At 73.6% G+C, this 10,327-nt stretch carries 4 protein-coding genes; all 4 read left to right on the top strand.

The window, feature by feature from the left end:
* The first annotated feature begins 434 nt into the window (after positions 1-434).
* The 4 genes from yicI to ACIRJR_RS19385 all read left to right on the top strand — a co-directional run bounded on the left by yicI (position 435) and on the right by ACIRJR_RS19385 (position 10,327).
* The gene (yicI, locus tag ACIRJR_RS19400) at positions 435-2,672 is read left to right on the top strand and encodes an alpha-xylosidase (protein WP_403781897.1); all 2,238 of its coding nucleotides are present in this window, start codon (positions 435-437) and stop codon (positions 2,670-2,672) included.
* A 370-nt stretch (positions 2,673-3,042) separates the two neighbouring features.
* The gene (locus ACIRJR_RS19395; RefSeq protein WP_403781894.1) at positions 3,043-3,903 is read left to right on the top strand and encodes a DUF4132 domain-containing protein; all 861 of its coding nucleotides are present in this window, start codon (positions 3,043-3,045) and stop codon (positions 3,901-3,903) included.
* The gene (locus tag ACIRJR_RS19390) at positions 3,900-9,107 is read left to right on the top strand and encodes a hypothetical protein (protein ID WP_403781891.1); all 5,208 of its coding nucleotides are present in this window, start codon (positions 3,900-3,902) and stop codon (positions 9,105-9,107) included. Before ACIRJR_RS19395 ends, ACIRJR_RS19390 begins: the two co-directional genes overlap by 4 nt.
* Positions 9,104-10,327 carry an AAA family ATPase gene (locus ACIRJR_RS19385; protein WP_403781888.1) on the top strand — a complete coding sequence of 408 codons (1,224 nt, stop codon included), beginning with the start codon at positions 9,104-9,106 and terminating at the stop codon, positions 10,325-10,327. Before ACIRJR_RS19390 ends, ACIRJR_RS19385 begins: the two co-directional genes overlap by 4 nt.

The raw sequence follows: 10,327 nt of genomic DNA, 5'->3' as shown, positions 1-10,327 counted from the left end.
GCGGGACGCGTCGGCTCACCGAACGGGTCGTTGCCACGCCAGCCCACGGTCCACAGACCGAACGTGAACCTGTCCGCAGGGGTGGGAGTGAAGCGGTCCGACATTGCACAGCCTCTTCGTCGACGTGGGGCCCGGACGAGAGTTCCGCCGGACCAGCCAATTTGTTTGCTTGCAGTACTAATACGCCATCCCGACGATGGTTTCTAGAGCATTTCCGTGACATTGCCATCACGTGCCGTCACCATGGCTGTTCGTGGGTGACTCTCTGCGCTCCAGTTACTCGGGCAAACCGGGAATTCCCCTAGCTCGGCACCCCTGTCGGTCCGATTTGTTTTGTGTACGATCAAAAGTGAGTGGACCCGCAGCCGCGCTTCGCCGCAGGCGCCCGGACGTCCCGCAGTCCAGCACCACCTGATCGGTTAAGGACCACCCCCATGAAGTTCACCGACGGCTTCTGGCAGTTGCGCAGTGGTGTGCACGCCTCGTACGCCACCGAAGTCCGCGATGTCCGCCTCGACGACGACCGCCTCGCCGCCTACGCCGCTGTCAAGCGCGTCGAGCGCCGAGGCGACACGCTGAACGCCCCGCTGATCACCGTGGACGCGTACGCCCCGGCCGAGGGCGTCATCGCGGTGCGCCTCACCCACCTCGCGGGCAAGCGCCGCAAGGGTCCCGACTTCGAGATGCCCGGGGCCGCCGCGCGGTCCGCGGCCACCACCCGTACGCAGGGTGCCTCCGCCGAACTGACCAGCGGGCCGCTCACCCTGCGGCTGCCCACCGAGGGCGCCTTCGGACTGGAGTTCCTCGACGGGGACGGGCGTGTCCTGACCTCCGCCGGCCGGAAGGGCAGCGCGTTCGCCACGGTCGAGGACGGCGGCCACCACATGCTCGCCCAACTCGCCCTGGGTGTGGGCGAGACCGTCCACGGCCTCGGTGAGCGCTTCACGCCGTACGTGAAGAACGGCCAGACCGTCGACATGTGGCAGGCCGACGGAGGCACCAGCAGCGAGCAGGCGTACAAGAACATCCCGTTCTACCTCTCCTCGCGCGGATACGGCGTCTTCGTCAACCACCCCGGCAAGGTCTCCTTCGAGGTCGGCTCCGAGGCCGTCGGCCAGGTCCAGTTCAGCGTCGAGGACCAGACGCTGGAGTACTACGTCATCGCCGGCCCCACGCCGAAGGACGTCCTCGCGCGCTACACCGCCCTCTCCGGCCGCCCGGCCCTCCCTCCGGCCTGGTCGTTCGGCCTCTGGCTGACGACGTCCTTCACCACCTCGTACGACGAGGCCACCGTCACCTCCTTCGTCGACGGGATGGCCGAGCGCGGCATCCCGCTGAGCGTCTTCCACTTCGACTGCTTCTGGATGCGCGAGTACCAGTGGTGCGACTTCGAGTGGGACCCCGCGGTCTTCCCCGACCCGGAGGGCATGATCGCCCGGCTCAAGGACAAGGGCCTCAGGATCTGCGTCTGGATCAACCCGTACATCGGGCAGAAGAGCGCCCTGTACGAAGAGGGCGCCCGCGAGGGCTACTTCGTGCGGACCCCCGAGGGCGACATCTGGCAGTGGGACAAGTGGCAGGCCGGCATGGCGCTGGTCGACTTCACCAACCCCGAGGCCACCGCCTGGTTCCAGAGCAAGCTGAAGGTCCTCCTCGACCAGGGCGTCGACGGCTTCAAGACCGACTTCGGCGAGCGCATCCCCACCGACGTCGTCTGGCACGACGGCTCCGACCAGGAGCGGATGCACAACTACTACACGCACCTCTACAACAAGGCCGTCTTCGAGCTCCTGGAGAAGGAGCGCGGCCAGGGCGAGGCCGTCCTCTTCGCCCGCTCCGCCGCCGCCGGCGGTCAGCAGTACCCGGTGCACTGGGGCGGCGACTGCTGGTCCTCCTTCGAGGCCATGGCGGAGTCCCTGCGGGGCGGCCTCTCGCTGTCCCTGTCCGGCTTCGGCTTCTGGAGCCACGACATCGGCGGCTTCGAGGGCACGCCCGACCCGGCGGTCTTCAAGCGCTGGCTCGCCTTCGGACTGCTCTCCTCGCACAGCCGCCTGCACGGCTCGTCGTCGTACCGCGTGCCGTGGGAGTTCGGCGACGAGGCGGTGGACGTGGCCCGGCAGTTCACCCGGCTCAAGCACCGCCTCATGCCGTACCTGTACGGCTCCGCCGTCGAGACGCACCACACGGGCCTCCCGATGATGCGCCCCCTGCTGCTGGAGTTCCCGGACGACCCGACGGCCCGCGTGGCGGACCGGCAGTACCTGCTCGGTCCGGACGTCATGGTCGCGCCGGTCTTCTCCGGGGACGGCACCGTCGAGTACTACGTCCCCGAGGGCACCTGGACCCACTTCCTCACCGGCGACACGGTCACCGGCCCGGTCTGGCGCCAGGAGACGCACGGCTTCGACAGCCTGCCGCTGCTGGTCCGCCAGGGCGCGGTCCTGGCGCTCGGTGCCGACGAGTCCCGGCCGGACGGCGAGTGGCTCGACGACCTCGAACTCCGGGTCTACGCCCCGGCGGGCACAGGCGACTTCACCCGCACGGTCACCGTCCCGGACCGCACGGGCGCGGTGGCGGCGACGTACGAGGTGGTCAGTGAGGGCGGCGTGATCCGCGTCACGACGGACACGGACCGGCCTTACACGGTCACGGTCGTGGGGGAGCAGGCCTGACGGCCGTCACCCACCGACCCAGCACATCCCCGGCGGGCAGCCGGAGCGCCGGAACGAAGGCGGTCCGACTGCCCGCCGGGGCGTTCCGGCACCTGTCGCGCGGAGTCCTGCACGGAGGAGTACGAGCGGGGCGGCGACCGCGCGCCGTACTCGTCCCGCGGACGGCTCCGGACCGCTGGTGGGACGGGCTCGCACGGACAGGCCCCGCCGCCGGCGACCCGGCCCGGCACGGCCCGGTGCACGGGCCCCGGACGCGTTGTCACAGGCGGCGCCTAGAGTCTCTTCCACTCGTCACGGTGTGTTGCCGCCGACGGGTCTGATCAGCGTGCCGCCGCACCTGCGGCGTCCGGAACGACGGGGAGAGCAGCGCATGGGGTGGGTACCGGCGGGCGACTACGAAGTCGCCCTGGAGGCGGGCAAGGTGGTGTGCCGCAACGGGAAGGGCCGGCGGCTGAAGACCGTCCCGGCCAAGCTGAAGGAGGACCCGGCGGTCGTCGGGCTCCGGCAGCTGACCGAGTGGCTGGAGCGGCACGAACACCGGTGCCTGACCGATGTCGAGCAGTGGATGGTGCGTTCGCTGCCCGTCCCCACCGACGTTCTCGCCCAGGTCTGGCCCGACCCGGCGTGGCAGGCGGCCCTGCGGGACGTGGTGGTGACCGGAGCGGACGGCGGGGTCGCCGGATTCCTGCGCGATGTCGACCCCGAGCGCGGTCTCGGCCTCGTCGACCTGGACGGCGACACGGTCCGCATCACCCCGGACGTCGTCAGAGTGCCTCACCCCGTCCTTCTCGACGACCTCGACGAACTGCGCGAGTTCGCGGTCGAACTGGGGGTGCGGCAGAACGTGGAGCAGTTGTTCCGCGAGGTGTGGCGCCGCCCGCCGGGCCTCGCCCCGGACACCACCTCCGTCGACACCTACGCCGGGGGCGTGTTCAAGGAACTGCGGTTCCTGCACGGCCGCGCCACCCAGCTCGGTTACCGCTCGCGCGGCGGGTACTCCGTCTGCCCGGTCGTCGAGGACGGCGCCACCGCCGAGGCCCGCATCTGGATCGGCGAGCACGACGGATACGACGAGTACGGCACGGAGACGGGCCCCCTGGGCTGGACCGATGCCACGGGGCGCGCCCTGACGGCCGCCGAGGTCGGACCGGTCACCTGGTCCGAGGGCATGCGCATGGCGGCGGCGCTCTACGCCGGCCGCGACGTGGCGGACGAGGAGCGGGCGGCATGAACACCACGACGACGAACACCACCCTGAACACGGCACCGGCGGACAGGACGACCGCGGACACGACGGCGTCGGCCGCGGCGTCCCTTCCCGCCCAGGCCCGGCCGGCGGACGCCTCCACCCCCGGCGCCGAGGCCCGTGCCGCGGCCCTGCTGGACGCGGGCGCGGTCCTTCCCGCCGGCACCACCCGCCGGGACGACGCCGACGCGCTGACCGCCCGCACCTACACCCACACCGCCCTCGGCGACCGTCCCGTGGTCCGGCTCGTGCCCGGCACCCTCGGCGAAGCCGAGGACCTGGCGCTGGAGTTCCTCGGACTGGCCAGGACCGCCGAGGCCCCCGTCGTGGGCCAGGTGCGCCGCGAGACGCTGGGCTTCCCCGCCTGGGCCCTGGTCAACGACCCGGCCAACGGGCACCACGCCCTGGCCCTGGTCAAGGACATCGAGCGGCTCGGCCGGCAGGCCAGGACCCGTGCCGGAGCGGCCAAGGAGGGCTTCGACGCACTCGGCACCCGGCTGGGCCGGGCCGTACCCCACTTCCTCCCCACCTACTGCGAGCAGGTGGCGCGCCTCTTCCTCGAGGCGGAGAACACCACCTACGCCGCCTCCTTCTTCGGCAAGGCCCGCGAGGCCGAGCGGGTGCACGGCCTGGCCGTGGACGAGGACCGGCAGCGGGCCGTCTTCCTGGAGTTCGCCTTCGCCGGGGCCCTGACCGTCAAGGCGCTGCGGCAGTACGTGCGGGACCTGGTGGCCCGGCTCGAACCGGCGGACGCCTGGGCACAGTTCCGCCGTCTGCTGGTCGAGCGCTGCGCCGCCGGCATGCCTCCGTACGCCGCGCTTCCGCAGGACGTGCGCGCGCTCGTCAAGGCCGCCGGGCTCGACCGGGACGCCGCCGAAGGCGAGTTGGTGGCCGATCTGGTCGGCTCCCCGGGAATCGTCCGCGCCCCCGCCTCGTTCTGGACGGCCTACCGCTCCGCGCTCGTCACCCTCGCCCAGCGGGACGCGGCCGTACGCGCCCGGCTTCTCGGCTTCTTCCCGGAGACCTTCAGCGAGACCGGCCGGGAGACGGACGGCGAACACGGCTGGCTCGCGCTGCTGGCCGAATCCGGCGCCGAGGGCCTGCTGACCGCTCTCCCCGCCGCCTCCGGCCCCGCCGCTCCCGGCGACCCGTCGGCCGTCTCGCCCGCGGACTGGCTCGCCCGCTGGGAGGGGCACCGCCGGCGCAACCGGGCCACCCCCGGCCGCAGCCCGCAGACCCTCGACCTGGCCGGCCGGATGGCCGGCCGGCTGCGCGCCGACGGACGCCCCGTCGAGCTGTTCCAGGGGCGCTGGCAGCGCACCGCGGACCTGGACCTCCTGGACCTCTGCCTGGCCTCCGGCGTTCCCGTGGCCGAGCCGGACGACGAGGACACGCGCACCGCGCAGCGCCCCGGCGTCGCACTCGGCCCCTGGCTCACCGACACCGCGCCCGGAGCGCGCGATCTCGTCGCCGTCGCCGAACGGCCCGTCTTCCGGGCGCTGCTGAGCCGGACCGTCGGCAGCCTCGGCAGCGGGCACGGCCAGCGGCCGGACGACACCGGCATGGCCCGGCTGGCGGCGCATCCTGTGCTCTCCGAGGTCCTGCGGGAGTGGCTCACGGCCTGCGCCGAGGAGTACACGGCCGCGCGGGGGCTCCCCGGCCTGCACGCCGCCCTCAACAAGCTCTCTGCGTTCGGCACCGTGGTCACCGACGTCGCCCCTGAGGCGGTGCGGCTCCTCGAAGGCCACGACGTCGTCCCGCTGCTCGCTTCCACCCTGCGCGCAGGCGTCCTCGACGAACTGGGCTGGCCCGCGCTGGACGAGACCTACGCGGAACTGGACGCGGAGGCCCGCGCCACGCGTCAGCGGAGCAACCGGTCGGAGCGGGTCGGCGTCACCGGCGCCTGGCCCGCCCTGATCCTGAACACCCTCGAACGGGTCGTCGTCGTCGGCCCGCAGGGTGTCCTCCTGCGGCACACCCTCCGGACGCCGGCCACCGTCGACCACTGGCGGACGCCTGCCTTCCGCTATGTCGACGGTGAGTTGCTGGTCATCTGGTGGGAGGACGGCAAGCAGCGCGGCTACTGGTCACACCGCCCGGCCGAGGTGTTCACCGTCGGCGGCGAGGAGACGCCGCGCTGGGGCGGTTCCGGCCCCTCGGACGAGGTCTGCGTGCCGCTGCCCGGCGGCGGCCGCGCCACGGGCGGCAAGGCCCTGCACGCGGGCGACACCTCCCTCCCGCCGCAGCGGGCCGTCCTCTCCGACGGGACCGGCCACTGGCGGGTCGGCCACCAGGGCACGCAGCGGGTGTGGCTGGAGTACGACCCGGTCAGCGGTACGCACGGCCGTGCCTCCCTGCCCGCCTTCCTCCGCGACGGGGTGCGGGACGGTACCCGGCTGCTCAGCGAGCACTGCCAGGTGCTGCCCCTCCAGCCCGGCCTGGAGACCACGCCGTTCGGCACGGACGGGGCGGTCCTCGGCCGCTGGGTCCGCCGTACGGCCGCCGAACCGGGCACGCACGCCCCCGCGGACGGGCACCGGATCGTCGCGGGCACCCCCGACGGACACACGGTGACCCTGCCGCACCCGCTGCCGGGCGGCGGCTCCCCGGTGCCGCTCGGTGCCCTCACGCTCCCCGGCGGATCACGCCCCGTCATGGCCCTCGACGGGCGACACGTCGAAGCCCACCCCGCGGACACGGAGGGCACGGGCGGAAGCCTGTGGTCCGTCCGCCCCGGCTCCTCCGGAGGGAACGACGCCGCGGGCACTCCCTACGTCCCTCCCGTCTCCTACTGGCACGCCCTGCGCCCGAGGGACGAGCGGGGATCCGCCGCCCTGCGCGCCCTGACGGACGCCCGGGCGGAGGAGCTGATCAAGGAGGTCGTGGCCGCCGTCGTGCGGCACATGGAGGCCTTCCGGGCCGTGGAGGAGTACACCGGCCCTTCGGCGCAGGACATGAGCAGGGACGCCGTCGCCCGGGTCCTGCCCGAGGTGTCCGACGCGCGGCTCCTCGCAGGTGTCACCGCGCAGGTCCGCTACGCGGTGGACAGGGCCACCGCGGTCGTCCGGTACCTCGAGCCGCCCCGGCCCGCGGCTCCCCGGAACACCGCCCGCACCCACGGCATGTTCTTCGACCACACGCCCGAACACGGCGACGACACCACCCTGCTGCACGCCACCACCTGGGGCTCCGAGCGGGCACACGGCGGCTGGTGGGGCGCGGGCCGCTGGACCGTGATCCAGCAGATGCTCGCCGTCAACCACGTCCTCGGCGGCGAGCCGGCGTTCGGCCCGCCCGTGCAGTCCAAGGTCCCCTTCGTCCCCGTGGACGGCTGGCAGCGGGACGAGTGCACCGTGCCCGGCCAGTCCGCGGACTGGACCACCCTGCTCGACAGGCTGCCCGGACTGGCCTACCGGGCCGCCTCGGCGACCACCTCGCCCGAGCACCGAGCCGCACTCGCGGTCCTCCTCGACACGCTCGGTGAGGGCCTGCTGGCGGACCCGGCGGGCACCGTCCGGCATGTGGTGCTCGTCGAGCCGTACACCGGCGGCACACCCGGGCAGGGGCGGCGGCCCCACGACGCGGTGCAACGCCTCGGGCAGGTCTTCCGCAAGGGGGCCCGCACCGTCGTGGTCCTCGCCGAGAGCGGCCGGAACTCCCACAACGACGCCGCACGCTGGCTGGCCCTCGACCACGACCCCACCGGAGCCTTCGGCCCCGTCGCTCATTTCACCCTCGACCGCGAGCACGTCCACCGCCAGGGCATCGCCCCCGACCGGCTCACCCGGCTCACCGCCCTGGTGCGGGAGAAGGGGCCGGCGCCCTGGCACCCCGAAGCGGCCGAAGCCTTCCACACGGCCACCGGGATCGGCCCCCTCCAGTCCGCCGCCCTGCTGTCGGCCGTCGTCCACGAGCCGGGCGCCGAGGCGCTCGGGCTGCTCGGGGTGAAGCCCCGTGCCTTCGAGGCCGCCCAGGCCAGGCTGGACGCACTGCCCAGCGACGACCGTCACGCCCTGCTCCGGGCCCTGCTCCCCGACGACCCGGCCGAGCTGTGGTCCACGGGCCCGGGTGTCCGGGCCGCCGCCCAGGTCTGGCAGGAACGCCTCGCCTCCTTCGTCCGCGTCCCCGAGGAACTGGACCTCGACCTGTCGGGCGCCACCTCCGCAGCCGTCGACCTGATCCTCAACTCGGGCTCGCGGACGTGGCTGGGCCCGGGCACCCCGGTCGAGGACGGCACCGGCCGGCCCGGCCTGCGCCGGGTGCACTCCTACGGTTCGCTCTCCTCCGCCCTGACCGCACTGCGGACCCTCGCCTACGCGCTGCCGTACGGGCACCCCCTGCGGGCGCACCTGCCCGTCGGGCTCGCGGCCCTGCGCCGCGCTCTCGCCGACCCCGGCCTGGTGCTGGACCTCGGGCTGGACTGGACCCAGGACGGCAGCTCGATCGGCCCGGTCGTCCGGGCCGCCCACCAGCTTCCCGAGTCCGGCGGTGCGGGGCCCGACGGCCTCGTCCGGGCCGGTGGGGCGCTGCTCCTCGCAGCCGGTCACGGCAGCGGGGAGAAGGTGCTGATCCGGCCGGCCGGCCTGCAGGGGCCACAGGACCCGGCGTTCGGCCTGGTCGAGGGCATCGTCGCGCAGTACCGGATGAGTGAACTCCGCGCCCTGCGCACCCTGCTGGGCGAGGAGCCGGACGCGCTGGTCTCGGCGGGCGCCCCCGACGGCATCCCGCACCACCCGGCCCAGGACCCGACGCGCGCGGTGCCGGACCTGGTGGCCGAGGCCGCCGAGGCCCTCGGGCTGAGCGCCGACGCCACCGCCCTGTACCTGATGCTGCTCGCCCTGCCCGATCCGACGGACCGTAACTGCGCCCGCTGGAGCGAGTGGAAGCCCGCACGGATCAAGAAGGCACGGGCGGAGCTCGCCGCCACGGATCTCGTGGTGGAGGCCAAGCGGTCCCGCGCCGGCCGCACCCTGTTCCTCCCCTGCGGATGGCTGGAGCGCGGCACCCCCGGACTGCCCCTGGAGACCTGGAAGGAACGTCTGTACACCGTGGAAGGGTCCACCCGGACCCTTCCGGACATCCCCGTGCCCGATCTCTTCACCGCAGCCTGGGCACGGGTCAGGGGCGGCGACGCCCCCGCCTTCGAAGAGCTGGACACCCGCGCACCCCGGAAGGGCCGCCGCCGATGACGAGCGACACCACCACCAGCACCTCCACGGACGGGGTCCCGGAGCAGGCGGCTCCCGCCGGTGCCCCTGGCGGGCAGAACCGTCAGGTGACCCTGCCCGAGGACCGGCACGCCACCGAGCTGGCCTTCCTCGCCGCTCACGACGCGGGGCCGCGCCCGCCCGGCTGGCTGCTCACCCCGCGAGCCGTCGTCACCTTCGTCATGGGCAGCGCGGGCGAGGCGCTCGTCCTGCCGAAGTCCGCGCGGCCCGGCGCGGGGGTGCCGCGCCGCCTGGTGATCGAGCAGAAGTTCGTCGGCGAACGCGCCCTCGTCGAAAGGTGCGTGGTCACCCTTGCCGGGGAGCGCGGACTGCTGCTGGTGGGCGAACCGGGCACCGCCAAGTCCATGCTGTCCGAACTGCTGTCGGCGGCCGTCTGCGGGACCAGCGAGCTGACCGTCCAGGGCACCGCGGGCACCACCGAGGACCAGCTCAAGTACGGCTGGAACTACGCGCTGCTGCTCGCCCAGGGCCCCACCGAGCAGGCCCTGGTGCCCTCCCCGGTGCTCACCGCCATGACCCGGGGGGCCGTCGCCCGCGTCGAGGAGGTCACCCGCTGCCTGCCCGAGGTGCAGGACGCGCTCGTCTCACTGCTCTCCGAACGGCGGATCGCGGTGCCCGAACTCGCGGGCGGCGAGGGCGCCCAGGTGCACGCCGCCCCCGGCTTCACCCTCATCGCCACCGCCAACCTGCGGGACAGGGGAGTCTCGGAGATGTCCGCCGCGCTGAAGCGGCGCTTCAACTTCGAGACCGTGAACCCGATCGGGGACGTGGACGTCGAGACGGCACTCGTCCGGAGCCAGTCGCGGGCGGCGGTCGAACGGGCGGGTGCCGCATACCAGGTGGACGACGCCGTCCTCGAAGCCCTCGTCACCGCCTTCCGCGACCTGCGTGAGGGCCGTTCCGTGGAGGGCTGGGAGGTCGAGCGCCCCTCCACCGTGATGAGCACGGCGGAAGCGGTCTCCGTCGCGGGATCCCTGGGCCTGGCCACCGCCTACTTCCCCGGCGACCGGGACGTGCTCTCCCTCCTTCCCGGCCATCTGCTCGGCGTGGTGCGCAAGGACGACCCCGCCGACGCGGCACGGCTGCTGGGGTACTGGGACGGACCGGTGCGCCGGCGAGCGGAGCAGGGGTCGGCCACATGGCGTGCCCTGTGGGAGCTTCGCTCGGTGCTGGAGAGCTGA

Source organism: Streptomyces sp. NPDC102402 (genome assembly GCF_044765765.1).
Classification (GTDB): Bacteria; Actinomycetota; Actinomycetes; order Streptomycetales; family Streptomycetaceae; genus Streptomyces.
This window is presented reverse-complemented; position numbering and strand designations above follow the sequence as displayed.

Bases quoted from the DNA above. Each gene is read 5' to 3' on its own strand.
- yicI (WP_403781897.1), top strand. From the start codon at position 435: ATGAAGTTCACCGACGGCTTCTGGCAGTTGCGCAGTGGTGTGCACGCC.
- ACIRJR_RS19395 (WP_403781894.1), top strand. From the start codon at position 3,043: ATGGGGTGGGTACCGGCGGGCGACTACGAAGTCGCCCTGGAGGCGGGC.
- ACIRJR_RS19390 (WP_403781891.1), top strand. From the start codon at position 3,900: ATGAACACCACGACGACGAACACCACCCTGAACACGGCACCGGCGGAC.
- ACIRJR_RS19385 (WP_403781888.1), top strand. From the start codon at position 9,104: ATGACGAGCGACACCACCACCAGCACCTCCACGGACGGGGTCCCGGAG.